This is a genomic window from Clostridia bacterium, from assembly GCA_017438525.1.
GTDB lineage: Bacteria > Bacillota > Clostridia > Oscillospirales > RGIG8002 > RGIG8002.
This window is the reverse complement of sequence record JAFRVI010000052.1, coordinates 1-26109: the sequence shown is the minus strand read 5'-3', so window position 1 is coordinate 26109 and position 26109 is coordinate 1. Positions and strand designations below refer to the sequence as shown.

18 protein-coding genes are annotated in these 26109 nt (G+C 58.8%); 4 read left to right on the top strand and 14 right to left on the bottom strand.

Annotated features, from left to right (window positions below):
• Positions 1-3 precede the first annotated feature (3 nt).
• From ruvA to IJL83_05115, 3 genes are read right to left on the bottom strand one after another with little or no spacing between them, the layout of a single operon-like run.
• Complete coding sequence (gene ruvA, locus IJL83_05125; GenBank protein ID MBQ6552977.1) at positions 4-579, bottom strand: Holliday junction branch migration protein RuvA; 576 nt, start codon at positions 577-579, stop codon at positions 4-6.
• Between the two features lie 12 nt (positions 580-591).
• Positions 592-1113 carry a crossover junction endodeoxyribonuclease RuvC gene (gene ruvC, locus IJL83_05120; GenBank protein ID MBQ6552976.1) on the bottom strand — a complete coding sequence of 174 codons (522 nt, stop codon included), beginning with the start codon at positions 1111-1113 and terminating at the stop codon, positions 592-594.
• A complete protein-coding gene (locus IJL83_05115; GenBank protein MBQ6552975.1) occupies positions 1110-2219 on the bottom strand; it encodes a hypothetical protein in 1110 nt (369 codons plus the stop codon). The genes ruvC and IJL83_05115 overlap by 4 nt, the downstream gene beginning before the upstream one ends.
• Before the next feature lie 286 nt (positions 2220-2505).
• Between IJL83_05115 and IJL83_05110 the strand changes: the two genes are divergently transcribed.
• On the top strand, positions 2506-3447 hold the full coding sequence (locus IJL83_05110) for a glycosyltransferase family 2 protein (protein MBQ6552974.1): 942 nt from the start codon (positions 2506-2508) through the stop codon (positions 3445-3447).
• 71 nt (positions 3448-3518) lie between these two features.
• On the opposite strand, the gene IJL83_05105 is transcribed toward IJL83_05110, so the two are convergent.
• From IJL83_05105 to IJL83_05055, 11 genes are all read right to left on the bottom strand, one after another.
• Positions 3519-5060, bottom strand: coding sequence for a hypothetical protein (locus tag IJL83_05105; protein ID MBQ6552973.1), 1542 nt, complete (start codon positions 5058-5060; stop codon positions 3519-3521).
• Positions 5061-5388: 328 nt separating this feature from the next.
• Positions 5389-6567, bottom strand: coding sequence for a coenzyme F420-0:L-glutamate ligase (locus IJL83_05100; protein ID MBQ6552972.1), 1179 nt, complete (start codon positions 6565-6567; stop codon positions 5389-5391).
• Between the two features lie 34 nt (positions 6568-6601).
• Positions 6602-7999, bottom strand: coding sequence for an HlyC/CorC family transporter (locus tag IJL83_05095; protein ID MBQ6552971.1), 1398 nt, complete (start codon positions 7997-7999; stop codon positions 6602-6604).
• Between the two features lie 188 nt (positions 8000-8187).
• Complete coding sequence (locus IJL83_05090; GenBank protein ID MBQ6552970.1) at positions 8188-10509, bottom strand: family 16 glycosylhydrolase; 2322 nt, start codon at positions 10507-10509, stop codon at positions 8188-8190.
• Between the two features lie 7 nt (positions 10510-10516).
• Positions 10517-11542: a carbohydrate ABC transporter permease gene (locus IJL83_05085; GenBank protein MBQ6552969.1), complete on the bottom strand. Its 1026-nt coding sequence runs from the start codon at positions 11540-11542 to the stop codon at positions 10517-10519.
• Positions 11543-11554: 12 nt separating this feature from the next.
• Positions 11555-12781, bottom strand: a complete 1227-nt coding sequence (locus IJL83_05080) for a sugar ABC transporter permease (GenBank protein ID MBQ6552968.1) — start codon at positions 12779-12781, stop codon at positions 11555-11557.
• Positions 12778-15291 carry a hypothetical protein gene (locus IJL83_05075; GenBank protein ID MBQ6552967.1) on the bottom strand — a complete coding sequence of 838 codons (2514 nt, stop codon included), beginning with the start codon at positions 15289-15291 and terminating at the stop codon, positions 12778-12780. The genes IJL83_05080 and IJL83_05075 overlap by 4 nt, the downstream gene beginning before the upstream one ends.
• A gap of 19 nt (positions 15292-15310) precedes the next feature.
• Complete coding sequence (locus IJL83_05070) at positions 15311-17617, bottom strand: YIP1 family protein (protein ID MBQ6552966.1); 2307 nt, start codon at positions 17615-17617, stop codon at positions 15311-15313.
• Between the two features lie 5 nt (positions 17618-17622).
• A complete protein-coding gene (locus IJL83_05065; protein ID MBQ6552965.1) occupies positions 17623-18522 on the bottom strand; it encodes a carbohydrate ABC transporter permease in 900 nt (299 codons plus the stop codon).
• A gap of 105 nt (positions 18523-18627) precedes the next feature.
• A complete protein-coding gene (locus IJL83_05060) occupies positions 18628-19551 on the bottom strand; it encodes a sugar ABC transporter permease (GenBank protein ID MBQ6552964.1) in 924 nt (307 codons plus the stop codon).
• A 14-nt stretch (positions 19552-19565) separates the two neighbouring features.
• Positions 19566-22721, bottom strand: a complete 3156-nt coding sequence (locus IJL83_05055; GenBank protein ID MBQ6552963.1) for an extracellular solute-binding protein — start codon at positions 22719-22721, stop codon at positions 19566-19568.
• 361 nt (positions 22722-23082) lie between these two features.
• Between IJL83_05055 and IJL83_05050 the strand changes: the two genes are divergently transcribed.
• The 3 genes from IJL83_05050 to IJL83_05040 all read left to right on the top strand — a co-directional run bounded on the left by IJL83_05050 (position 23083) and on the right by IJL83_05040 (position 25915).
• A complete protein-coding gene (locus IJL83_05050) occupies positions 23083-23841 on the top strand; it encodes a histidine phosphatase family protein (GenBank protein ID MBQ6552962.1) in 759 nt (252 codons plus the stop codon).
• 213 nt (positions 23842-24054) lie between these two features.
• Entirely contained in the window at positions 24055-25122 is a 1068-nt protein-coding gene (locus tag IJL83_05045; GenBank protein ID MBQ6552961.1) for an O-acetyl-ADP-ribose deacetylase, read from the top strand.
• A 118-nt stretch (positions 25123-25240) separates the two neighbouring features.
• The gene (locus IJL83_05040; protein MBQ6552960.1) at positions 25241-25915 is read left to right on the top strand and encodes a VWA domain-containing protein; all 675 of its coding nucleotides are present in this window, start codon (positions 25241-25243) and stop codon (positions 25913-25915) included.
• Positions 25916-26109 lie beyond the last annotated feature (194 nt).

Here is a 26109-nt window from a genome sequence, read left to right as displayed (position 1 = left end):
GGTTCAGCGCTTGCCGAGCGCCGCCGCGATCAGCTGCTCGACGGTCATATCACCGTCGAGGGAGGCGACCGCCGCCGCCGCTTCGCGCGGCTTCATACCGAGCGCCTCGAGCGCCTGCGCCGCTTCCGCCTTGTTGCCGCGCACCTGCGGAACGTCGCCGCCCACCAGCTCGGATATATCGCCGAGCTTGCCCTTCAGCTCGAGCACGATGCGCTGGGCGAGCTTCGGCCCGACGCCGTTAGCGAGCGTCAGCAGCTTGTAGTCCCCCGCCGACACCGCGGCCGCAAAGCGGTCGTGAGTAAGCTCCGAAAGTATCGCCAGCGCCGCCTTCGGCCCGACGCCGCTGACGGAGATCATGCTGCGGAAGCAGTCCAGCTCCTCCTGAGTCAAAAAGCCGTAAAGCTCGGCGGCGTCCTCGCGGACGACGTAGTGAGTGAGCAGCTTCACCTTTTCGCCGAGCGCGGGCAGACTGCGGTAGGTGTTGCTCGACACGCCGGCGTAGTAGCCTACGCCGCCGCAGTCGACGACCGCCCAGCCGGGGCCGGCGCTGTCAAGTATGCCTCTGAGATGATGATACATAGCGTTTCTCCGTTATCTTATATTTCTGCGGGCGGCGCCGCGGTTCATTTCGTAGACGTTCAGCGAGCCGGAGCAGTGCGCGTGGCATACCGCGACGGCGAGCGCGTCGGCGGCGTCGTCCGGACGCGGTATCTGCTTGAGATTCAGCAGCATACGGGTCATTTCCATTACCTGCTTTTTCTCCGCCTTGCCGTAGCCGACGATCGCTTGCTTGACCTCGGCGGGATTGTATTCGTAGACGCCGACCCCCGTCTTCTGCGCCGCGAGGAGCAGAACTCCCCTCGCCTCCGCGACGGGTATGCCGGTGGTGATGTTTTTGCTGAAATACAGCTCCTCCATCGAGATGGCGTCGGGGCGGTATTTCGCGAAAAGCGCGGAAGCGTCCGCGAAGATTTGCTCCAGCCGCTCGGGCACGGGAGTATGCGCCGGCGTGGTCAGCACGCCGTAGTCGAGCGTTCTGAAGCGCCCGCCCGCGTAGTCTATGACTCCGAAGCCGATGGTTGCGAGCCCCGGATCTATGCCGATGATGATCAATATCTTCTCCCCCGTACGAGCGCCGCGGCCGTTACCGCGAGCAGTATCGCGATCCCCGCGAGCATCCATATCCAGACCTTCAGTCCCAGAAACGTATTCATCAGGAAGGACGGGGCCTCGAATTTCGGGTTGTTGCCCTGATCGGAATACTCGCCTATCGCTGTCGCTTCGGTCCATTCGGAGTTCAGCTCCCTGCCTTCGGCGGCGTAGCTGAAGCGGACGCGGACGTTGCTGCGTTTGACCGAAGCGGCGGAGGCGAACTCCGGCTCCGCCGGAAGCGTGAAGCGCGCCTTGTCCGGCGCGGACTCCGCGGCGGGCGCGTCCAGCCATTCGCCCTCGTTGAGCGAGACCTGCGCGCGAAGGGCGACTCCCGCGCTGCCGTTTTCGCGGAGGAAGCGGTCGACGAGCTTCACCTGCACCGGCGGCTTCGCGGTCACGGAAAGCTCCGCGCCGTTCGCGCCGTCGAGCGGCTCGGCGGACACGACCGCGGGCAAGCGAAGCGTCTGCGGAAGCGTATCCTCCGTCACCTTCGTGGAGGCGGTCACCGCCGCCGACCACGGCGACGTGACGCTCTTCGTCACAAGGTCGTTTTTGTCTATCCATTCGAGCTCCACGCGGACGCGGAAGCGGAATTCGTGTTCCTCGTTCAGCAGAGTGCTGTTCTGCGGCAGCTCGGGATCGTAGTAGTAGACGTCGTCGGGGAGCTGCGAGCGCTCCTGCTCGCGCATCAGGTTGAGCACGGAAACGCTGTTTTTGCGCGTGACGGTCAGCTTTTTCCAGACGCGCTGCGCCTCGTTCCCCTCGTCGTCCGCGGAGGTGAAATAGAAGCTCGTCCAGTTGCCGCCGTCGATCGAGAACTGCACGTACAGCTTGCCCTCCATGGTCAGCGCGTTATAACGCGACGGCTCGGTGGACATAACTTCGATTATATCGTCCTGGAGCGTGAAGTAGACGAGCGTGCGGTACTGGTATTCCTCGGCGAGCAGATTTTCCGCGGCGACGCCGGTCGGGACGTTCAGCTTTTCCGGCACGGTCAGCGCGCATACGGGCGCTGCGAGCGCGAACGCAAGCGCCGCGGCGATCAGTATTGCAATCGGTTTTTTCATGCGTTCCACGCCCCTTTCCGACGGCCGTTTCCTTCGCCCGAAGGCGACAAAATACATTATCCCAAAATTATCCTACTATACAGAATATATTATAATACCAAACGGGCGATTTTGCAAGTGAAAGTTGACGCGGAAGCGAGTTTTCGCGCGTCCGCACTTGTTTTTTCGGATTATTTATGATAATATGTAAATAGTACACAAAACGTGTGATTATCTGCTCCGAAATCGTAATTTTTAAGGTTTTCTTGCAATAATCACAGCAAGGGAGTGAAACTCCGTGAGAAATATCGATACGCTTTATATCGTCGTGCCCTGCTATAACGAGGAGGCGGCGCTGCCGGAGACCTCGCGCGTGCTGCTCGGGCGCGTCGCGGAGCTCGCGGAAGCGGGGCGCGTTTCGGCCGAAAGCCGCGTGCTCTTCGTCGACGACGGCTCGAAGGACGGCACGTGGGAGTTCATCGCAGGGCTGAAGTCCGTCAGCCCCTACGCCGCGGGGCTGAAGCTCTCGCGCAACCGCGGGCACCAGAACGCCCTGCTCGCCGGACTGCTCGCCGCGAAGGACGACTGCGATATGACGATCTCCATCGACGCCGACCTGCAGGACGACGTCGCGGTCATAGACGGCTTCCTCGATAAGTATTACGAGGGCTTCGACGTCGTATACGGCGTGCGCTCGGATCGCAGCAGCGACTCCGCCTTCAAGCGCCGCACGGCGCGGCGCTATTATAAAACGCTGCAAAAAATGGGCGTTGAGATCGTGCCGGAGCACGCCGACTGCCGCCTGATGAGCCGCCGTGCGCTCGACGCGCTCGCGGAGTTCAAGGAGGTCAACCTCTTCCTGCGCGGGCTCGTGCCGCTGGTCGGCTTCCCCTCCGCGACGGTGGAGTACGCCAGACACGAGCGCAAGGCGGGCGAATCGAAATATCCGCTGAAAAAGATGCTCGCGCTGGCGTGGCAGGGCGTCACCTCGATGTCGGTGCGCCCGATACGGCTGATACTTACGCTCGGCGTGACGCTTCTCGCGCTCGGGCTCGCGGCGCTGATCGCCTTCTCGATAGTGACCGCCTGCGGACACCCCGAATGGCAGTGGACGATAATCCTCGCGGCGATCGCCGCCGCCTGCGGTCTGAACCTCACCGCCGTCGGCGTAGTCGGCGAATACGTCGGCAAGGTCTATCTCGAAACGAAGGCGAGACCGCGGTATATTGTTGAAGATTACTTCAAATAAGGCAGAACGAGATTGACATATAAAAAAAGAGCGCACGTCCGTGCGCTCTTTTTTATTCGGAAAAGCAGGTTTTATTCGATGATCAGCGTATTCCCGTTCGTTCCGACTCCGTCGGAGGGCGTCGCCGGGATCTGACCGCCGTTCAGCGTGCATCTCCTGAAAGCGACGGCCTGATTGCTGCCCCTGAGGTTGACCGTCTTGGCGGGCGTGCCGGTGAAGGCGCAATCCTCGAAGACAACGTTCATATCCGAGCCGTTCGTTCTGGCGAAGTACGCGATACTGCCGACGTCCAACACGCAGTCCTTCACGAGAGTTTCTCCGGCGCGGGCGCCGTTGATGAAGCCCTTGCCGTGGCCCGAATCGATGTTGCCCGTGCAGCCGATAAGCTGCAGGTCATACCAAACTCCGCTGATGCAGGCCGCATTATTAAAGGAACAGTTCTCGAAGATGACCGTTCCCGCAGCCCCGTTGCCGGAGGTGCCGACGTTGATATGCGTCTGATCGATGAAGGTGCAGTTCCTGAACACAACGTCGTGGGCGGCTTTAGCGAGTCTGACGATCACCGTGTCGACGTCGCCGCTCTGAAGGACGCCCTTGAATGTCAGACCATCGATGACGATTCTGCCGTTGCCCTGCCGCAGCGCGGAAAGACCGCTTTGCGCCCGGTTGCCTCCGTTGATCGTGAGCCCGCCTGTGAAGACGACGTCGCCTTCGCCCTTGAGCACTATGTCGTTGGCGTCGGCGGCGGCCATATTATTGATATAGCCGTTCGCGTGGTAATCCGCGGCGTTCGGATAGAGCTCGACGGATACCGGATCGCCGTAGGTGCCTTCGGCGAGCTTGATGACGGTCTCTTCGTTGGCGCGCTCGTTGCCGTTGAGCTCGGCGACGACAGCCGCAAGCTCCGCAGGCGTGGCGACGGAAATGGATCTGTCATAATCCGCCGCCGCGTCGTAGGTCTCGTCAAAGCTGTCCGCCTCGAAGCTGTACTGCGTCGCGGCAAGCTTGACGGAGAAGTCTGTGCCGATGGACAGCCCCTGATACTCGTTGCCGGCGGACTCGCGCATTTTGAGCGCGATAGTGAGGGTTTCGGAGCTCCTGAGTCCGTTGCCCTCCTTGCCGACCGGCACGAGCACGCCTTCGGCGGTGGCGGACATACCGGCAAGCGCCTCCGCGAGCGTGCCTATACGCTTGCTTTCGTCAAGATCGGCGCGGGACGCGATCTGCACGGCGGGATCGTAGTAATAAACGTCGATCACATCCGCAAGCGCGGATACTGTGCCGTTGGCGGCAATCTGCACCTTGTATTTAAGCGCAAGACTGCCATCGTTGGCGATAGCAATGTGACGGACCTCGGTGTAGCCGGGCTCCCAGAGACTATAATCGAAGATCGCTCCGGCGGACGCGTCGTTCCAGCTCGCTGCGGCGGGATCCTCCGTTCCGTTCGCCCATTTCATCGAGATCTTCAGATTGCCGGCTTTGATGATGTTGCCGGTGGACGTCACGCTGTCGGTAAACCACGCGAACGTGGTCCCCGCAAGCATTGTGAAGCACAGCGCCAGCACAAGCAGACTGCTTACCAGCGCACGCTTCGTTGAACGTGTTTTTTCCATTTCTTTTCCTCCTTGATAAAAAATAAAAAGGGGCCCGTGCCCCTCTTTTTTCTGAAAACAAAGAGGGGCCGAAAGCCCCTCTTTATCCGACATTTATATCTTTTTAGTATATTTCGCGCCCAAAAGAGTGCGGCTGAAGTTTTTATCTTATCAGCGGTTAGATTATATCACCAAAATCGCGCCGTGTCAATATCTTTTTTCTGATTTGCGTAAATTCTCCGCGATGTTTGCGTTTCGCGGCGCGAAACGCATTTTCTCTGCAACGTCGCGCCCGGAAAGAACAAAAAAGAACGTATACGACATGCGTATACGTTCCATTGTTTTCGCCTTACTCGGTAGCGAAGTTGGTGAAGTAGCCCTGGATCAGCACGATGGGGGTGCCTCTGTCGCCGCTTCCGCTGGTCAGGTCGCAAAGACTGCCGAGCAGGTCGGTCAGGCGGCGCGGAGTCGTGCCCTGCGACTGCATATTGCCGACGAGGCTCTTATCCTTCTCGCGGATGCGGGAGCGCATCGCCTCGGCGAGCGCCTCGCCCGTCAGTGAGGCGAACTCGTTATCCGCGAAGTACTTCATCTTCAGCTCGTTGGGCGTGCCCTCGAGACCGGCGGTGTAGGCGGGGGAAACGACCGGGTCGGCGAGCTCCCAGATGCCGCCGACTGGATCCTTGAAGCCGCCGTCGCCGTAGACCATGACTTCGATATGCTTGCCGGTCGCCTCGTAGAGCGCCGCGGCGAGCTTCTCGACGAAGGAACCGACGTCGCGCGGGAAGAGCTTGACCTTCTCCTCGGTCGCCTTGTTGCTGCCGAGCAGACCGTACTTCTCGTTGTAGCCGCTGCCGTCGACGGGCGCGGTCATGAGCTTATCCATCGCCCAGACGTTCGCGCCGGCTTCCTTCAGAATGCGCTCGGTGCGGCGGCGGGTGTGGATGTCGCAGTTGATGACGTTATTGGTATAGTTAAGGATGAAGCGCGGGTCGTTGGAGAAGATTATCTCCACGTTGTCGCCGAGCGTACGGTAGTATTCGATATAGTCGACGCCGGTGAACTTATGCACGGTGTCGTTGCCGAACTTCGCGCGGAACTGCTCGAGGGTGAAGCTGTCCTTGTAGGGATCGACTCCCGCGGCGTCGACCTGCTCCCAGGTCAGAAGCGGGTTGCCGACCTCGTCGGAGGGGTAGGAAAGCTGTACGATCAGCTTGCCCGCCGCGCGCGCGAAGGCGCGGAGCATTATCGCGAATCTGTTTCTGCTCAAAATCGGGAACACCAAGCCGATAACGCCGTCGCCGAGCTTGGCGCGGACGTCCGCGGCGATCTGGTCGCAGGTCGCGTAATTGCCCTGCGTTCTCGCGACGACCGCTTCGGTAACGCCCACGACGTCGCCGTCGTGAAGGGCGAAGCCCTCTTCGGCGGACGCCTTGATTATGCTCGACGTTACGCCGGCGATAAGGTCGTCGCCCTGCTGGAAAATAGGCGCGATTATTCCTCTTGAAGTTACTCCCGTATATCTCATCTTGTATCTTCCCTTCCGGCTTGCGCCGTAAAAATTACTCGTTTTCGCCCGCGGCTTCTTCGCCTTCGGGCAGCTTGGTGATGCGGACGCTCTGGATGCGGTGATCCTCGATCTTCAGCACCTCGAAGCGCAGGCCGTCGAACTCCACGACGGGCGTTTCGCCGTCGTCGGGGACGCGGTCGAGCCGGTCGATGAGCATTCCGCCGACGGTGGAATACTCTCCCTCGGGCAGCTCTACGCCGATGCTCTCGGAGACCTCCTCCAGATCGGACGCGCCGTCGATGACGAAGACGCTCTCGTCGACCTTGACGATCTCCTCGTCCTCGTTATCGTATTCATCCTGAATGCTGCCGACGATGGCTTCCAGAAGGTCCTCCATCGTGACGATGCCGGCTGTGCCGCCGTATTCGTCGAGCACGACCGCGATGTGCTGGCGGCGGCTCTGCAGCTCGCGCAGCACCTCGGAAACGGTGTTCGTATCCGGCACGAAGTAGACCGGACGCAGTATCGTTTTAATGTTGAAGTTTTTCGGCGCGTTCTTCGTGACGAACTTCAGCAGGTCCTTGACGTAAAGCACTCCGATTATATCGTCTATCGTATCATCGTAAACGGGGATGCGGGAATAGCCCTCTTTTATCGCGATATCGACCGCTTCGTCGATGCCGTCTTCAACGGAGATGGCTTCGATCTCGGTACGGTGGGTCATTATTTCGCTTACGCGGATGTCGTTGAGCTCAAAGACGTTGTCTATCATCTCTTTTTCCGACTGCTCGACGACGCCGGCTTCCTCGCCCTCCTCGACCATGATGCGTATCTCCTCCTCGGTCACTTCCTCGGAGTTGAGGTTCGGGTCGATGCCGCAGACGCGCAGCACGCCGTTGGTCGTCTTGGTAAGCAGCCAGACGAACGGGGCGAATATCTTTGATATCCCCGTCACGACGCCGGAAACCGCAAGCGCCAGCTTTTCCGATTTCTGCATCGCGATGCGCTTCGGCACCAGCTCGCCGAAGACGAGCATAAGAAATGAAAGCAGCAGAGTCAGCCCGATGAGCACCGCGACCTCGACCGCGCCTCTCGACGCGCTCGACGGCTCGCAGAACAGATTGCTGACCGGTGTCACGAAGCTTTTCGCCGCGCTTGCGCTCGCCATGAGTCCCGCGAAGGTCACGCCGACCTGGATCGTCGCGAGAAACTTCGCCGGATTGTCGATGAACTTCAGCAGCCGTTTCGCTTTTCTGCCGCCCTCCTCGGCCATCTTCCTGACCTTGCCTTCGCTGACGGAGATCACCGCGATCTCGGTCGCCGCGAAGAAGGCGTTGACGGCGATAAGCACTATCAATAAAAGTATCCTGAGCAATATGCCCGTTAAGTCTCCTCCGTCGGAGACCTGCGATGCGGCGTCAGCCGCTGATGTGCCGGCCAAAACCGGCATTATACTTCCACCATCCATATGGGTTACCTGTGTTTTCTCCTTTCAAATCAACGCGTCAAGCGCGGTTTGAGCGCGTAAAGCGCCCTCTAACAAACTATCATAATACAATATAACAGCGGTTTTGTCAAGTGAAAAATAAGACCGACAGCGGTCGATCCCGCTGCCGATCCCGGTTTTTCCGTTATTTTTTACAGCGAATAGAAACACAATCGCCCGTTCTCCGCGCAAACGACGGCGTGCTTACCGTCGTTTGAGACGGCGCAGCCGGCGGCAAATCCCGTCATTCCTTTCAATTCGTACCTGACGTTCAGCTCCGCGTCGCAGAGGAACGCCCTGCCGTCGTAGCCGACGCTGAGGACTGCCCCGCGCACGTCCGCTTCACATACCGCGGCGCCGTGAAGGGCGCGCACCGCGGTTATTTCGACCGGCTCGCTGAGCGCGTAGCGGCGGATCGCTCCGTCGCCGCCGGAGGTGTAGAGCGCGCCGCCGTAGTAATATATCCCGTTGATCGCGCTCAGGCAGTGGCTTGACGTATAATATCTGATATTCACGTAGAGATCCCAGAGCATCAGCTTGCCGGAGGCGTCGCCGCTGGCGAGCTTGCCGTCGTTTATGAAGTCAAGCGCGGTAACCGCGCAGTCGTGGCCGTTAAAGTAGGTGAAAAGCTTATGCGACTGCGTGTTGTAAACGCGCACGTAGCCGTCGTTGAAGCCGACGGCGAAGCGGTCGCCGACCGAATTTATATCCGCCGAGCGCGGCACCGATTCGGCGTTAATCACCGCGATCATATTGCCGCTTTCCGCGCCCCATATCCTTATCGTGCCGTCCCTCGCGCCGGTCACGCAGACGCCCGAGACCGCGAGCGCGCCGCAGGTTATGCTGTCGGTATGGCCGGAAAGCGTCTTATACGCGCCCGTCACGCAATCGATGACGTAGGCGTTTTTGCCGCCGCGGCAGAGGACGAGCAGAAGGTCGCCGCCGCGCGCGGGTATCAGCGACGTCGCGGTGCCGTCGAAACCGGAAACGACTCTGTATCTGTTTCCGCTTTCGGAATAGAACTCCACGCCGTCCGCAACGGCGATCGCGTAGCCGCCGTTCACCGCGGCCGCGCCGTGACACGCGCCGCCCGCGGAGGCGGTCGCCGTCGGGTCGAGAGGCGTTCCCCCTCCCGCGACGGAGAGCGTCTCGCCCCTGCGCTTGCGGAATTTCACGTAGTCGATATTCTCCGAATACGGCGGCGCGAAGCCCTCGATCGAGAGCGTCATCAGCGTGCCGCTGAAGGAGGCGCGCGCCGCGTCGGTCGTTACGTTGAAGACGGAGTACATAACGCCGTCAAAGTAGAAACGCACCTGCTCGGAATCCCATTCCACCGCGTATTCGTGCCAGTCGGTCAGCCCCGCTCCGACGCCGAGCTGCCCGTGCTTGACGGTGGTCGCGCCGTCGGTGAAGGAAACGCCGCAGCGCAGCGTTTCGTCGAAGGTCGAGGCGTCGAAGATATCGACGCGCGCCGCTTCGCCGGTCGCGGTCAGCGCGGTCATATACGCGCGGGCTCCCTGCTTCAGACGCGCTTTTATCTCTATCCTGCCGCCGTCGAAGACCCAGCTTCCGTCGGTCGTCAGGTCGTTGCCCTTGCGGGTCCACATCGCCGAGATGTATCCCGGCTCGAAGTTATCCACAAACACGCTCTGCCACGACGCCGACGGGTCGACCTCGTAGATGAACCACGCGTCGTCGTCCATCAGCTCCGCCTTTTCAAGCACGAGCTGGCCGTGGTACATATTCAGCACGCCGCCGTCGGAGAGAGAGGTTATGACGTACCTGCCGCTTTCCGCCTTTTTGACGTCCCAGCGGCGCCCGGAGACGAAGCCGGCGTCGCGCAGCATCGGATAACCGCCGACCTCGGCGAGCATCTTGCCGGAGGATTTCGAGATGATATAGTACCCGCCCTCCGCCGCCGGAGTCAGCAGGAACTCCTGCGAGTTCGAGTCGCGGCGCGGCTCGTGGTAGATCGTCACATCCGGAGTGACGACGGTGTTGAAGCCGTCCGAAGTGCGCGTCGTGCGCGCGTCGGTTATATCCGGCGCCACGCGGATCGCGTTGTCGTCAGCGCCGTAGACGATCTTATAGAAGCTGCCCGTTTTTATGCTCTTCGCGGCGGTCTCGGTGTAGCCCTCGCGCTCGACGTTGCACGCGACGGAATCGCGCAGCAGCTTCGACATACGCTCGTAGTACTGTTCGTCCGTCTCGCTCTGATCGCTGCCGGAATCGCTGCTCGATTCGGACACGTCGTCCTGCGAGAACTCCGACCAGCCGGGGTTGTAGCGGTGCTCACTGTAGCTTCTGGAATCGAATTGATACGGCGTTTTTTTGCCTACGATCATCAGCACGACGAGCAGCGCGACGATGACGGCGAGCGCGATTATGGGCAAGAAAAGAAGCTTCGAGCCCGCCCACGCGGGCCCGAAGCCGTGTGAAAACTTATTTTTGATGTTCTCAAAAATCCTCTTCATACCGTGATCAGCCGACGATGCCGGTCTTCTCGATGCTCTGCGTGAAGAAGCGCTGGAAGATGATATAGACTATCAGCGGAGGCGCTATCGTCAGCAGACAGCCCGCCTGCATGTAGGTTATGATCGAGTACGGGTCGAAGCTGACGCTCGCCTGGCTCATGCTGAGCAAACTGCGCAGGCCGGAAAGTCGCACCGAGACGGTGCCTATGTTCGAGAAGAACATTCCGGATACGTAGTAGTCGTTCCAGTACCAGACGAAAGAGAACAGGAAGACCGTGATGAACGCCGCCGAAGACAGCGGGATCATTATCTGGATGAACGTTCTGACAGGTCCGCAGCCGTCGATATACGCCGCGTCCTCCAGCTCCTTCGGGAGCCCGCGGAAGAACTGACGGAAGATGTATATCATTATGCCGGCGCGGATGCCGTTGGCGAAGATCGCGGGCAGATAGAGCGACCATCCGGTGTCGAGGATGTTCGTCGACCACAGTCTGCCGGTTATAAGCTGCACGATCTTGCCGATGCCGAAAAAGTCGAAGTATCTGAACTGGATGAACTGCGGGATTATCGTCGTCTGCGACGGGATAATGACCATCAGCAGCACCAGCACGAAGAGGAACTTCTTGCCCTTGAACTTGAATCTCGCGAAGCCGTAGCCGGTGATCGCGCAGGACGCGACCGCCAGCAGCGAGCTGAGGATACTGAAGAGCACCGTCTGTTTCAGCGCGTCCCAGTACTTCATCAGGTCGATCGTCATCTTGAAGTTGTCAAGCGTCAGCGTTTTAGGGATCCAGACGACCGAGGGGTCCATGACCTCTTCGGATACGCGGAAGCCCATCGAGACCATGTAGATGACCGGATAAATGATGATGAAGCTAAGGCCTATGAGCAGCAGCGTTCTGAATATCGCCCAGCCGATATGCGCGAGCTTGGCGCTCGCCTTCTTCGCCATATAGGGGTTCTTCTCATGCTTCTCGCGGATAAAGCTTTTCGCTCTGCCGGGGAAGCCGAATACTTTTTCTTTCAAATCCATATCAGCACCCCCTTAATCAACCGAATAGAAGACCATCCGGTCGATCACCACGTAAACGATGCCGATGACCAGCAGCGCGAGCAGCGAATAGATTATCGCAAGGACCGAGCCGTATTCGATTCTGCCGTTGTTCTTGACCTGATCGGTGATGTAGGTCATGGTGCTGCTGGAGTAGTCGGTGAAGGAGTCGACTATCGTATAGATCGACGCCAGCAGGATCATGGGTGAGATCATCGGGATCGTTATTTTCCAGAAGTCCTCCCAGCCGGTCGCGCCTTCTATCGAAGACGCTTCGTAGAGATCGGGCGATATCGTCTGCAGCGCCGCTATGAAGAGCAGTATCTGCACGCCCGACTTCCAGGCGAAGTTGAACATCTGGTTGGTGAAGTTTGAAATGAAGTTTACGATATCCGCGTTCAGATTCAGAGAATACAGGAAGTTGCTCAGTCCGAACGCCTGGACCATCGAGCCGCCCTTCGATCCGCTCAGAACAACGGTGGACATCGAGTCGCCCTGGATTATCGAAATGACGACGCCGCTGGTGACGATGACGGGCAGGAAGAATACCGCGCGGGCAAAGGTCCTGCCGCGGAAATTCTGATTCAGTATGACCGCTATGGTCAAGCTGAAAATGACGATGCCCGGAACCGAGTAGAACATACTCAGGAAGGAGGTCACCATGCTGCGCAGGAAGGACGGGTCGGTCTGGAACGCAAACTTTATCCACTTGAAGTTGTTCCAGCTCAGCGTGTAACCGCCGACCTGCTGATTGATATTGATATTGCAGAAGGCGAACTCAAAGACGCCTATCAGCGGACGGATGAAGAAGGTCAGCACGCCGATTATCCAGATGCCGATGAAGCCGTAGCCGTAAAGCCCCTTCTTGCGTTCGTAGGACATCTTGCGTCTGCGGCGCAGCGGGCTGCGCGAAGCGCCCTCCATTCCCGCGTAGGCGGGCTCGAGGACCTGTATGCGCTCCGTCTCCGCCTCCGCTTCGGCGGCGACTTCGGCGGCGGCAACGGTCTCCGCCGCAGCGGCTTCCGCGGCCTCGGCCTCGGCCTCGAAGGACTCGACGGCGGCTTCCGCTTCCGTCTCGACCGCTTCCGTCTCGACCGCTTCCGGCTCGGCGGCGGCCGCTTCGACGGCCTCTTCCGCTTCGGAAACGACGGCTTCGGCGTTCTCGGCCTCGCCGTTCACGCCGATCTCGTCACCGGGAATGAGTCTCTTTTTGAAAATCATAATACGCTTCCCTCCCCCGATACGATAACGTAACTGTCGGCGGGCACCGTGACACCCTGCTCTGTGACGAAGTCACGCTCCGTGTAGTTGAAAACGATCTTATTGCCGTTCTCGAAAGTGCTTTCACTGACGCCCTCCGCAATGTGCTTGTGGCCGCGCAGGACGTTGGATCCGAGCTTTTCGTAGACGCCGGTCAGCTCTCTGTACGCCGCGACTGCGCCGTCAAAGCCGTTCTCGTAGCTCGCGCCGTAGAGGAACTCGTACCAGGTATCCTTCAGCTCGTAGGGATCCTTGTAGATGAAGGTGTAGTAAAGCATGCTGCCGGTCTCCATCGTGCGCATCAGCGCATCGTGGATATCGCCCTCGAAGTTCAGCGCGGGCGAGGTGTAGACCAGACTGCCGCTGATTACCATCTGGTAGAAGGGTACGCTGTAATCCGTCAGGTCGTAGCCGGAGGATGTCGTCGGGACCTCGGCGGCATAGTCGACGTACTTCAACTGGTAATAGATCGGGAATCTGCTCATCACCGAGTTATTCTCGGTCGCTTTGGTGAACATATTCTCCTGATAGATGCTGTACGCCTCTCTGGAGATGAAGCCGGTACGCGAGAAATTGCTGTAGTGCGTCTGCTCGGTGTTCATGAAGACGCCGAAGTTCGTGCCGGTGTCGTTGGAGTTATCGAGGTATCGGGTTATCAGCTCCTCGAACTTCAGCGGCGTTATCGCGCTCGCGCCGCGGCTGTAAGCGCCGGCGTAGCCGGTGGCTACGGAGTAGGCGTAAAGCGCGACCGGACTGCCGCCCAAGCTCTTTGCGGTGTCGGAGTTCTTGGTCAGTCCGCTGCCGTTGCTGTTCAGGTTGATCGGGTTGTAGCTCAGATAGAGCTTGCCGTTCAGTCTGTCGTAAAGGTTGCGGAGCTTCTTGACCGAGCCGAGTCCGGACGGGATGCTGATATCGGTGATGAATTTGCTCTTCTTGATATCCGTCGTGTTGTATCCGGCGTATGTCGCGACAACGTTGTTTATGCCGACCTTGTCGAAGTCGTCGAGTATCTCGTTGATGTTGTCGACGCTGGTGAAGACCTTGAGTTTGTTGACCGGGATACCCGCGACGCTCTCCTTCTTGTACTGACCGCCGATGAAGTTCATGAATATCGGCAGCGTCTCGGCATCCTCTTCCTTCTCGTGAGCGACGAGGATAGCGTTGTCGGTCATATACTTGCGCACGGCGTCAGCCATTTCGACGTAGCCGGCGTCCTTCTCGAGCAGCAGGTAGTTGACCTCGGCGATGGAGAACTGCGCGCCTTTGGTGTAGTACTTCTCGACCTCGCGGGCCGTCCAGTCGCCGCGCTCGCCGATGGTAACGGTACCGTGGGTGTAGCGCTCGAAGTTCGGGTAGACCATGTTCTGCTCGTTCCTCTCGCCCGTCGGGTCCGAGGTGTAGGCGACGACGGTCGCCGCGGAATCGCCTTCGCTTATCACCGCAACGAACGAGGTGTCGTTGTTCTTGACGCCGAAGACGGGCAGCGCGGGAATGTAAACGCCGGAGGAACGGTAGTCGTAACGCAGCGCGGTATCCAGACCGTAAACGGGCACGGAGTACTTCGCGATGTTCTTATACTTGCCGTTGTTGAACTCGATTATCGCTCCGCTGCCGTCCGGAACGAGCATATAGCCCTCGTCCTGAACCGAGCCGGAGTTGAAGTACGGCAGGAGCACGATGTTGCTGATGACCAGCGGCTTGGTGCCGTCCTTCTTCGTCTTTTCCTTGATCTGATACTCGAGCGTGAACGCCTTGAAGCCCGTATCCGTCAGCTTGACGTAAAGCGGGACCGTGACGTCGTAAGACGAGGTCGTGAAGGTGTATTTGCATACGAATCCGTCGGGTATGCTCTGGATCTTAAAGCTGTCGAGGTTCTCGCCGGCGCGTTCGCTCGATGCGTGCCAATAGGAATTATACGGCTCGGCGGTCTGCGTCGCGTTGTCGTAGGTGGTGATGAGGAGCTGCGAATACATCTCCCATTTGAACTTGCCGCGCGCGCCCTGATCCTCGTATCTGTCCTGCGGGTTTGAGAACCATATCTGATCCCCGTCGCCCTTGACGATACAGAACTCGCCGCGGTTGCCGTAGCTCTTCGTGCCGTCTTCGTTCTCATACCTGCCGCCTTCGGCGCAGACGAAGAGCGTGTAATCGCCCTTGCGCGCCGCCGGCACCATGTATTCCGGCACTCCGACGGGAAGCGATACGCCCTCAAGCGGCGTGAACTCGGTCGCCTTTACATCCGCGGAAGCGGCCTTGGCAAGCGGTACTATGTCTCTGCGCCCGAGCACGGGAAGCACGAGGGAAGCGAAAAGCTGCCATAGGATCAAGAGGACGATCAGGATGATAAGCACGGGCTTGAGCCACTTTTTTGTTCTGCCCCACTTCGTTTCATCTTTTGTCAGCACGAGCGAAGCTTTGTCGAATTCGACTTCTTCGGTCTGCTCGGGCTGCTTTTTCTTTCCGAATTTCATATAACTGCTCCCCCTTCCCTTAAGATATCCTGTATGCTATCTCGTTGTAGACCGAGAGCAGGAAAACGTAGAACTGCTGAATCAAGCTGATCGACAGTGCGACAAGGACCGCGACGACAATCATGAATACAACGGTGAAGACTATCGTCAGCACCGAACCCGCCATTCTGAACTGGTGTACTCCCTTGACCATGTTCATCAGCAGCCAGACGCTCCAGAGGGTGCCGATGTAGGTGATGACGTTCAGCAGGGCGGTCTCGTCGTAGGTGATGAAGTTGCTGGCGATCGCCTTGATTATTATGGATACGCTGTAAGGCAGCAGTGAATAGCACGTGCCGTAGAATATCTTGCGCAAGCTGCCTTCGCCGTTGGTGAAGGTCGTTACCGCCCAGTTGGACGCGATGAACAACAGCGCAATGACGACCGTCTGCAGCAGGACCATTCCGATATTCAGGTCCTCCGGCTTGTTCGTGTTCAGAATAAATCCGGTGGACTGTCTCTCGATAACGCGGGAGATGAAGAAGAGGAAAAGTATTCCTATAGAATAATATATCTGTCTGTTGCGCCACTGGAATCGCAGATCCTCAAAGCCGTCGATCGGGTGACGGGCGATATAGAACGGACTGAATATGTCCTTATAGTCGTCCGGCTTGTGACGCAGGCGGTTGAACCAGCGCTTGAAACGTCCCGTCTGACTGAGCAGGACTATTACCACGACAAGTATGACGATGACCCATACGAAGTTTTTGCGGATCAGGTCGGCGCGGTAATATTTATACGCCTGCGAATAGGTCTCGCGGTCGAAGCCGAGCTTCAGATACTTGAGCGCCTCTTTGTAGTTCTCCTCCTCGTAATACGCCTTGCCTATGCCGGTGTATGCCATCTCGAAGTTGGAGTTGCGGAGGATGACCTCCTGCCAGATCTCCTTGGCTTCGGCGTATTTGCCTTCGTTGAAGAGCAGCGTCGCCTTGTGGATCATCTCGCCGTATTCGGTGGGAGACCACTTCGTGACGTAACCCTTCTGCATATCGAGGACGAGCATGCTTTCGTCCGGCAGCGATTCGATCGCTATCGGCTGGCTGGAAGTGCCGCTCTGGTCGCCGAGTCCGCTGAAGATGAAGAGCAGCTCGCCGTCCTGGTCGTACTGGAAGAGTCGGCCGCGGGTGTAGTCGATGACGTTGATGAAGCCGTTGTCGGAAATGTCGATATCCTTGAAGCGCGTCTCCTTGGAAACGCCGAGGTCCCAGGACATTTCAAGGTCGCCGAAAACGGCCTTGTTTCTGCCGACGCGGACCGTCTCGGTCTGCAGCACGTTATCGCCGACGGCGTTCAGCTTCTTGATCGCGTTCGCGCCGTTGTCGGAGATGGTGTAGATGAAGTTTTCGTTGTCGACGTCGAAACCGTTATACGCCGTGGGAACGTAGTTGGCGGTGTAGCTGGTCGCCTTTTTCGTCATGATCTTACGCCAGGCGCGCTCGACGAGCAGACCGGCGGTGACCGCGACCTTGTTCGCGCCGTAGAAGCCGACGAAGGTGCCGTCTTCACGGTAGACGATGGCGCCGTAGTAGAAGCCCTCGGAGAGAATGTAGATCTGGCCGAGCCCGTCCTTCAGGACCGCGGTGGGCTTCATCTTGATATCCTGGCGGAAGATGTCGCTGTCCGGCTTGGTGAACTCGGAGACGATCTTGCCTTCCTCGTCGATGCAGACGACCTTGTTGCCGACGGTTATCTCTTCTCTGCTGCCGTCGGCCTTGTATTCATACTGCGTTTCACTGTTCGTATCGGCGATGTAGATGTGCTTCTCGTCGGTGTCGACGAAGAAGCCGTTGGGATCGTGCAGGAAGTATTCGCTGCCGTCGGGAGAATAGAAGCGGTCGATGACCTTGATGAGATTGAAGTCGAAATCCGTTACGACTATTCTGCCCTTTCTGAAGCTGTTCGGGCCCTCGCCGGTGACCTGCTCATCCGTTCCGCTGTCGGAAACGACCTCGGTGACGGCGTCAGCGAATTCGCCGGACGCCTCCTCGGCAGCCGCGGCTTCGGCGACGTCGGAGCGGACGTAGCCGGAGTCGAGGATGTAAATGTGGTCGTTGCGGACGAATATGTCCTTCGGGTTGGTCAGACTGCCGACTCCGATATCGACGCCGCTGACCACCTTCGTCACCTGGTAGCCGTCCGGCGCGACGCGCGCGGTGCTGTAGGTGTCGTAGGTGTAGGTGTCGTACGCGACGGCCGCGGAAGCGGGCATCGCGGCGAGCGACATCGCGAACGCAAAAACGAGCGACAGCGTTATGAATCTGATGAAGTACTTACTGTTTCTCTTCATACGCCTTACTCCTTTATGCCCGAATACGCCATGGTCTCGATAACGTTCGACTGCGTCAGGATGAAGACGAGCAGCGGCGGGATTATCATAATGACCGAGGCGGCGGCCGCGGCGCCGGAACGCGCGATTCCGGACGCGGTTATCTGGGAGAGCACCGTCGGGAGCATCTTCCATGCTTCGTCGTAGATGTACGTTCCGCCCGAATTGTTCCAGAGGCCCTGGAAGGTGAAGATTATCAGCGTCAGCCACGCCGGCTTGACGGAGGGCATTACGATCCTCGTGAAGATCTTGAACGTCCCCGCGCCGTCGATAGTCGCCGATTCGATAATGGACGGATGTATCTGCTCCATGAACTGCTTCATAAGGAAGAGTCCGAAGGAGCCGCCGATGGCGGGTATGATGATCGCCAGCGGTGTATTGATCAGGTTCAGCTTATTCATCACTATGAACGACGGCATCGCGGTGACGGAGCCGGTGAAAAGCAGCGAATAAACTATGATGGTGAAGAATGTCTTGGAGCCCGGGAACTTGTACTTCGCGAGCACGAACGCGCCCATCGAGGCGACGATGACGTGAAGCAGAGTACCCGTGACGGAGACCATGACGCTGTTGGTGATGTATCTGGAAAGCGGTACCCACAGCGAGTTGGTCAGCTGACCGAGGACGATGAAGTTATCGATCGTCGGGTTTCTCGGGATCAGACGCGGCGGATAGCGGAACAGCTCTTCCGCGGGCTTGAACGCCTGCATCAGCGTGAAGACGAAGGGAAGCATAAAGAACGCGGCGAACGCCAGCAGCAGCACGAATATCGCGATATTGCCGGCGCGGCTTCTGGCGTGCCTGCCCGCGCGCTTCGCGCGGACGCGGCGGTTTCTCGCCTTTATCGCCTTTTTGCGCGCCTTCATTTCCTCTTTGGACATAAAGTCCTCTGCGGTGAGGATGCGCTTTTCGCCGTTAGCGTTCTGCCCGGCATCTTTCTTTTTCTTTGACATATTGCCGACGTCACCCCCTTACAGATATTTCTGGAGTACCTTACGCACTCCGACGTTGGCGAAGATCATCAGCACGAACAGCACGGTCGATATCGCACAGGCGTAGCCCATTTCGTATCGTCCGCTGACGTCGTAAATATGCGTCAGTATCGTCGCCGCCGAATAGTCTGTCGACGGGTTGCCCGCGAACGCCACGCAGATGTCGCCCGCCGCGAAGGAGGACGCGATCTGCATGACCGCGCCGAAGAGCAGCTGCGGCCCCATCGACGGGAGCGTGATGTGAAGCAGCTCCTGCCAGCGATTGCTTACGCCGTCGACCGCGCCCGCTTCATAAAGCGAGGTGTCGACGTTCTGGAAGCCGGCGACGAACGCGAGGAAGCCGGTGCCCAAACTCGCCCAGACCTGAACGACCATTATGATCGTCAGGTTGTACTGCGGGTCACTCAGCCACAATATCGGTTCGTCTATCAACCCCCAGCTCATCAGGATACCGTTGGCCCAGCCGTACATATCGCCGGAGAAGATCAAGCTCCAGATCATATACAGCGAGCCGCTTATGCTCGGGGCGTAGAACATCAGCGTCATAAGCGTGCGGAGCTTCGGGCCGAGCTCGTTGACGAACCACGCGAGCATAAGGCAGGCGAAGTAGCTGAGCGGGCCGGTGATGACCGCGAAGACGAGGGTGTTCTTTATCGCTTTCGGGAATATGGTATCCGAAAGCAGCAGGCGGATGTAGTTGTCGAAGCCGACGCCGCCCGGGCTCTGCACCATGTTGTAGTTGGTGAAGCTCAGGATTATCGCCGCCGCGACGGGAATTACGGTGAATATCGTGAAGATGATGAAGAAGGGGGCGAGCATAACGTACTTATCCCAGTTGCGCGCCACGAGAGTACCCTGCAGCTTTATGTATTCTTTCGGCTTCAGCTTGCGCTTGACGGGCATCTTTACTTCTGTCGTCATTTCTCATCCACCTCCAGTCCGAATTCCTTGCGTTTGGTAGTTATCTCCGCGTTTATCTCCTTGTTGTAGCTCAGGAGCATCTCTCTGGGGTTCTTGGCGTAGATAACGACGTTTCTGAACGCGAAGGTTATATTTCTCGAATAGTAGTAGTCGCCGATGACAACGGGATTGATGAACATGTTATCCCACTGTTCTTTCAGCACCTTCCACTCCTTTGCGCTCCAGGGAAGGCGCTCCGCGGCGGCTCTGTTGGCCGTGTCGTAACGGCCGGCCGCGCCGAGCAAGGTCTCGATGTCGAAGCCGTACTTTGCCTGCGCGTCCTCGCTGGTGAACCAGTCGATGTAGGCCCACGCGGCGTCCTCAACTCCGCGCTTGACCGCGCGCTGATAGATCAGAGCGCCCGCGCCGCCGCCGGAATCGATGTTGTTGATCGTGCCGTCCTCCATAACGGTGCCGGGGATCGTGGTCATCTGCCACAGGCCCTTCAGCTCGGGCGCCGCGTAGTTCAGCTGGTTGACGAAGGTGTAACCCGCGAAGCCCATCGGCATTTCGCCCGTTCTGAAACGTGTGTAGAGGTCGTAGCGCTGCGGCATACTGTATTGCGAGTAGAAGCCGGTCCACTGCTTGAACACCGCGAGGGCGGTGGTCGTGTCGAGGTTTGTCTTCTTCAGGTCGTCGCTGTAAAGACTCAAGCCGTTCTGCTTCAGAAGCGTCAGGAAGATACCGCTGTCGACGGCGCTGTCGCTGCCGTTCGGGATACCGACCTGCATGTTGTTGTTCTGCAGCACCGTCAGGACTTTGTAGAACTCGTCCCAGGTCTTCGGCGGCTCGAGCCCGAGCTCGTCGAAGATGTCGGTGCGGTAGAAGAGCATATTGAAGTTTTCGGTTATCGGGATCGAATAGTGGCCGGTGTGACCGGTCTTGTCGGTGAATCTGTACGGCTCGCCGGCGTACTTCGAGAAGCGCTTCATGACGTCCTCGTAGCTGCTGACGGTGTACGGCTCGCCGTTGACTCCGGTCAGCGTCCTCGCGCCGAACTGTGACATATCGACCAGCGCTTCACGGGCGGACAGGTTGACGACGTCGCCGCCGCCGACGAAGAGGACGACGTCAGGGCCGTCGTTGGCGATGTTCGCCTGGATCAGATTCTGCTGGACGAGACTGACCTTGACGCGAATGCCCGTCTTCGAGGTGAAGTCGGAGTCGCTCATTTCTTTTATCAGGTTCGCCTGGTCGCGTCCGAGGTTGACCCAGACGCGAAGGACATCCTCGCCCTCGGCGTTGGAGCCGACGGAGTTGTAGTCCTCGACGTAGGTGGCGAAATACGCCTTGATCTTGTAGCTGAGGTTTTTGAAGAAGCCCTTGTCCTCGACGAACTCGTCGACTCCCTTGGCGGTGGCGGTCAGGTAGTCGAGCTCCAGCGGCTGCTCCTTCAGCTTGACGGAGAGCGCCGCGAGGGCGGAAATGTTATCCTTGAACATCGAGAGGCGGACCGGTATGGTCTCGGGATCCTTCAGCAAGCTCTTGAGCTGGACGCTCATGTTCGTCAGCGAGGCGACCTCGGAGGAGGACGAACCGCCGCGGATCTCGATCAGGCGTTCTCTGATGTCTTCGCACTGCTCCTTCAGACGCGTGAAGGTCGGCAGCAGCGTCGGGATATCGGACTCGAGGTGATAGTCGCGGTAGGGGTCGGGGTCGAGGCCGGTGATCATGATGATCTTTCTGTATATGTAGTTGAACTCATAGACCATATCGTCCAGCTCGGCGATGATGGAGCCGGTCGGTCCGGTTATCGCTTCGATGCGGATCTCGTTCTTGCCGGCGTTCAGGTGGAACCAGTACGGCTCCTCATTGTTGTCTATCTCGCCGATGACAGTCTTCTGCCAGTAGTCCGAATACTCGAACGTGAGGCAGTCCGCTTCGGCGAACGGCACCTCGCCGTTGATATAGATGCGGCGGTAGGTCTTCAGTCCGCGGGCGACGTTTTGTCTGTAGCGGACGGCGATCTTGTACCAGCCGTCCTGCGGGACGGTGAAGGTGTATACGGCGTACTGTCCCTGCGACGCCCAGTTGCCGCCGCCCATCGTGTTGCGCTTGAGCAGTATCGGGTCGGCGGGCAGCGTATTCACGCTGGAACGGTCGTAGATCGGGTGGAGCGCCGGGTCGCAGGTGAAGGACGGCATTTCGCCCTGCACCAGCTCGAAATAGTTATTTTCGCTCGGGGAGGCGTTTTTGGAATACTCGGCGTAGGAGATGCGGTCCGGCTCGTTGTAAAGCGAGATGCCGGCGATCGCGAACTGCGCTCTCGCGCCGATGATCGTCAGCGTGTTTTCGCCGGCGTCGAAGCAGAACGTGAAGGGCGCGTCGTAAAGGCCTTCGTTATCGCGGGCGGGCCCTTTTATCCACGCCTTGTACGCGACCTGTGACGGGTTCAGGTCGTTTCCGCGGACATCCTGCTCTATCGTGTCGTTCTCGTTGTGCCAGAGGCGCGTCATATTGATACGCTCCGCCTGGGAGAAGGTCTTTTTGCCGTTGACGTAGAGCTCCAGCTCTATGTTGCGGGCTTCGTCGGACAGCGCGAAGTAATCGAACCAGATCGCGTAGCGGCCGGCCTGAGCGACGTTGAACTTAACGTCAAGGCGGCCCTCGGCGTTCTTCCATACGATTATGCTGCCTTCCCTTCCCTCAAAACTGTTGACAAGCTCGTAGTCTTCAGTAGTGAAGGCGGAGGCGTCGGCCTCCGGCGCGGTCTCGGCTTCAGCGGGCGCAGCGGTCTGCTCCGGCTGTTCCGGCTCGGCTTCGGCGGGCTGTTCGGCTTCCGGCTGTTCCGGCTCGGCTTCCGGCTGTTCCGGCTCGTCCTCAACGGGCACGAAATTCGTGTCCATCGAGAAGGCCGCAGCCGTCAGGTCGGCTTCTATCGGATCGGCGTAGACCATTTTGTAGTCCGGATTCGCCTTCAGATAGTCGTCGTAGGTCGTGCGGACGGTCCCGACCATACGCATATCGCCGCTCCCGTTTCCGGAAGCCGCGGGCGTACCGTCAGAGCCGCTCCCCGTGCCTGTCGACTCGGTCGGACTGCAGGCGCAGAGCGATACTATCATTGCCGCCAGCAGCAGCGCAGACAATATCCGCTTGAGGTTTGAGATCTTCAAAGTGTTTGCCTCCCGTCAGTTTGTGTTTGCTTTGCGTAAAACGCAAACGCTCCGCTTTCCCCGCCGGCGCTGCGGAGGGGCGCGGAATATTGTTTAATAAGTAAATACCCATATCAGAAGACGCGCGCTGGCTATTCTCCTAATATATACTATTAGTTAGATTATAGCGCACGATTTCCAAAATGGCAATAGAAAATGTTCAATAGTACTATAACTTTCGCGATATTTTCGACTTTTTATCACAATTTGAAGATAAAATCGCGGTTAAAATATGAATTTCGTTCATTTTTCTTACAAAAGGGTTTATTATGCGTTCGTAATATGTTATTATTATCTCAAAGAAAAAATACGGAGGTCATATATGAGAATACTCGTTTGCCGTCACGGCTACCCCGATTATGAAAACGATTCGCTTACCGAGCGCGGAGTCATGGAGGCGGAACTGCTTTCGCGCCGGCTCGCGCCGCTGAAGCCCACGGACATATACTGCTCGATCCTCGGCAGGGCGAAGCTGACCGCGAAGCCCACCGTCGAGAAGACGGGCGTTGAGCCGGTCATCTGCGACTGGCTGCAGGAATACCCGATCTCCGCCAACGTCTTCCCCGAACGCGACGGCGATATGAGCTGGCTCTGCCCCTGGGCGATCGGACACGAGGAGTGGTTCGACGACGAGAAGTCGATCAGCCCGACGAAGTGGCTCGAATGCGACCGCTGCATAGGCAAGAAGTTCCCGGAGCATCAGCAAAACATCATCACCCACCTCGACGAGATCTTCGCGGCTAAAGGGCTCGTGCGCGAGGGCAGCTTTTACCGCAAGACGCCCGAATACGAAGCGCACAAGGACGACGTCATCCTTATCTTCTGCCATTACGGAGCCGCGATGGGCATACTCGCCGCCCTGCTGCCGCTCTCCGCGGTCACCCTCTGGAACGGCTTCAACATCGACCCGACCGGCGTCACGGAGTTTATGCCGGACAAGGTCGACGGCGAGCGTTTCATCATGCGCTGCATCCGCCTCAACGACGTTTCGCACTTCTACGGCAGCGGCAACGAATACACCGGCGCTCCGCGCGAGGGCTGGTATCTGCCGCGCGAGGAAAGGGACGCGCCGAAGGTGTAAACTAACGCGGATTCCGCGTTAGCTTACACAATGATATCGCCGCCGACGCGGCGGTGATATATCCGCTGCGCGGATATTATCGACCAAACCGCGCCTTTCGGCGCAGTTTGAATGTACAGCCGCCTGCGGCGGCGAAAACAACCCCTCGGTCAGCTTCGCTGACAGCTCCCCTTGCACAGGGGAGCCTTTCACCGCAGATACGCGAGGTAATGTATGCCGCTGTTTATCGTTGAAAACGACATAACCCGAATGGAATGCGACGCGATAGTCAACGCCGCCAACAACTCCCTGCTCGGAGGCGGCGGAGTCGACGGCGCGATACACGCCGCCGCGGGTCCGGAGCTGCTCGCCGAATGCAGAACGCTCGGCGGCTGCGAAACGGGCGGCGCGAAGATCACGGGCGGCTATATGCTGCCCGCGAAGCTCGTCATACACACCGTCGGCCCCGTCTGGCGCGGAGGCGCGAACGGAGAGGAAGCACTGCTCCGCTCCTGCTACCGCCGCTCCCTCGCGCTCGCCGAAGAGAACGGCTGCGCGACCGTCGCCTTCCCGCTCATCTCCGCCGGCGCCTACGGCTACCCGAAGCGCGCGGCGTTCGAAGTCGCCGTCGACGAGATAAGCGCCTTCCTGCGCGGGAGCGAGATGACGGTCTATATAGTCGTCTATCGCCGCGAGGACGCGCTTTTTGACGAAGCGGTCACCGCGTCGGTGGCAGAGGCGCTGCGCGAAAGCGCGGAGCCGGAGCCGGTGAACGCCGCCGAGCCGCCGGAACGCGAAAGGCGGCGTTTCGGACTGCTCTCCAAGCGCTGCAAGCCCGCCGCTCCGCGCAGGCGCGAAACGGAGGAGTACCGCGATTCCGCCGCGCCGGAGGAGTGCTTCGCCATGCTCGCCGAGCCGTGCGGCTCCGCGGCTCCGGAGCTGGAGAATCAGCTCAGCAATCTTGACGAGAGCTTTTCGCAGTCCCTCCTTCGCCGCATAGACGAAAAGGGTATGACCGACGTGGAATGCTACAAGCGCGCGAACGTCGACCGCAAGCACTTCTCAAAGATACGCGGCGACGTCCGCTACCGCCCGAGCAAGCAGACCGCCGTCGCCTTCGCGATCGCGCTGCGCCTGACCCGCGCCGAGACGGACGACCTGCTGATGAAGGCGGGCTTCGCCCTCTCCCGCAGCAGCAAGTTCGACGTGATAGTCGCCTATTTCATCGCGCGCGGCGACTACGACGTCAACCGTGTCAACGAGGCGCTCTTCGCTTTCGACCAGCCGCTGCTCGGCTGCTGAAAATGTCGCCCGGCGGGCGACCTCTTCACCTCCGAAACGGTATAAAATAACAGCCGTAAGGTCAAGAAAACGACCGCACGGCTGTTTTTTCAAAACTATTTTTACGGAGGAAACGAAAATGAAAAAGAACGAACTTAAAAACAACGGGATCGGGAAGAACGAAAACCTCACCGAGCTGGTTTTCATCCTCGACCGCAGCGGCTCGATGTCCGGCCTTGAGACCGACGTCGTCGGCGGCTTCAACTCGCTGATCAAAAAGCAGAAGGAGCAGGAGGGCGAATGCCTCGTGACCACCGTGCTCTTCAGCAACGACAGCGAAACGCTGCACGACCGCGTTGCGCTTGAAAGCGTGCCGGAAATGCGCGCGGAGGACTTCGGGGTCGGCGGCTGCACCGCGCTCATCGACGCCATCGGCGGCGCGGTGGAGCACATCGCGGCGATCCACAAGTATGCGCGTCCGGAGGACGTGCCCGCGCACGTCGTCTTCGCGATCATGACCGACGGCATGGAGAACGCGAGCCGCCGCTTCTCCTCAAAGCAGGTAAAAAAGGAGATCGAAAAGCGCAGGGAGGATGGCTGGGAGTTCCTATTCATCGGCGCGAACATCGACGCCGTGGAGACCGCCGGCCATTTCGGCATCGCCGCCGAGAAGGCGGTCAACTACCACGCCGACAACCGCGGCACCGGATTGGCTTTCATGGCGGTCGGAAAGGCGATGCGCGCCGCCCGCAAGGGCAAGGTCTGCGAGGAGTGGAGAGCGGAGCTCGACGCGGATTACGAAGAGAGAAAGTAACTACCGACCACGCGGATCCGGAACGCCGGCGCAAAAAGGAAAACCGCACCCTGAAGGGCGCGCAAATTAGGGATAAGTCGGGTTTTGAACGGCTGTTTCCCGCCCATGCTTCACAAAAAACAGCGGCCATACATCAAGTATGACCGCTGTTTTGTTGTTTTGCCTGAACGATAAACATCTCGTTCAAAACTGCT

Coding starts and splice junctions, on each gene's coding strand:
- ruvA (MBQ6552977.1), bottom strand. CDS start 579: ATGTATCATCATCTCAGAGGCATACTTGACAGCGCCGGCCCCGGCTGG.
- IJL83_05115 (MBQ6552975.1), bottom strand. CDS start 2,219: ATGAAAAAACCGATTGCAATACTGATCGCCGCGGCGCTTGCGTTCGCG.
- IJL83_05105 (MBQ6552973.1), bottom strand. CDS start 5,060: ATGGAAAAAACACGTTCAACGAAGCGTGCGCTGGTAAGCAGTCTGCTT.
- IJL83_05100 (MBQ6552972.1), bottom strand. CDS start 6,567: ATGAGATATACGGGAGTAACTTCAAGAGGAATAATCGCGCCTATTTTC.
- IJL83_05095 (MBQ6552971.1), bottom strand. CDS start 7,999: ATGCCGGTTTTGGCCGGCACATCAGCGGCTGACGCCGCATCGCAGGTC.
- IJL83_05090 (MBQ6552970.1), bottom strand. CDS start 10,509: ATGAAGAGGATTTTTGAGAACATCAAAAATAAGTTTTCACACGGCTTC.
- IJL83_05085 (MBQ6552969.1), bottom strand. CDS start 11,542: ATGGATTTGAAAGAAAAAGTATTCGGCTTCCCCGGCAGAGCGAAAAGC.
- IJL83_05080 (MBQ6552968.1), bottom strand. CDS start 12,781: ATGATTTTCAAAAAGAGACTCATTCCCGGTGACGAGATCGGCGTGAAC.
- IJL83_05075 (MBQ6552967.1), bottom strand. CDS start 15,291: ATGAAATTCGGAAAGAAAAAGCAGCCCGAGCAGACCGAAGAAGTCGAA.
- IJL83_05070 (MBQ6552966.1), bottom strand. CDS start 17,617: ATGAAGAGAAACAGTAAGTACTTCATCAGATTCATAACGCTGTCGCTC.
- IJL83_05065 (MBQ6552965.1), bottom strand. CDS start 18,522: ATGAAGGCGCGCAAAAAGGCGATAAAGGCGAGAAACCGCCGCGTCCGC.
- IJL83_05060 (MBQ6552964.1), bottom strand. CDS start 19,551: ATGCCCGTCAAGCGCAAGCTGAAGCCGAAAGAATACATAAAGCTGCAG.
- IJL83_05050 (MBQ6552962.1), top strand. CDS start 23,083: ATGAGAATACTCGTTTGCCGTCACGGCTACCCCGATTATGAAAACGAT.
- IJL83_05045 (MBQ6552961.1), top strand. CDS start 24,055: ATGCCGCTGTTTATCGTTGAAAACGACATAACCCGAATGGAATGCGAC.
- IJL83_05040 (MBQ6552960.1), top strand. CDS start 25,241: ATGAAAAAGAACGAACTTAAAAACAACGGGATCGGGAAGAACGAAAAC.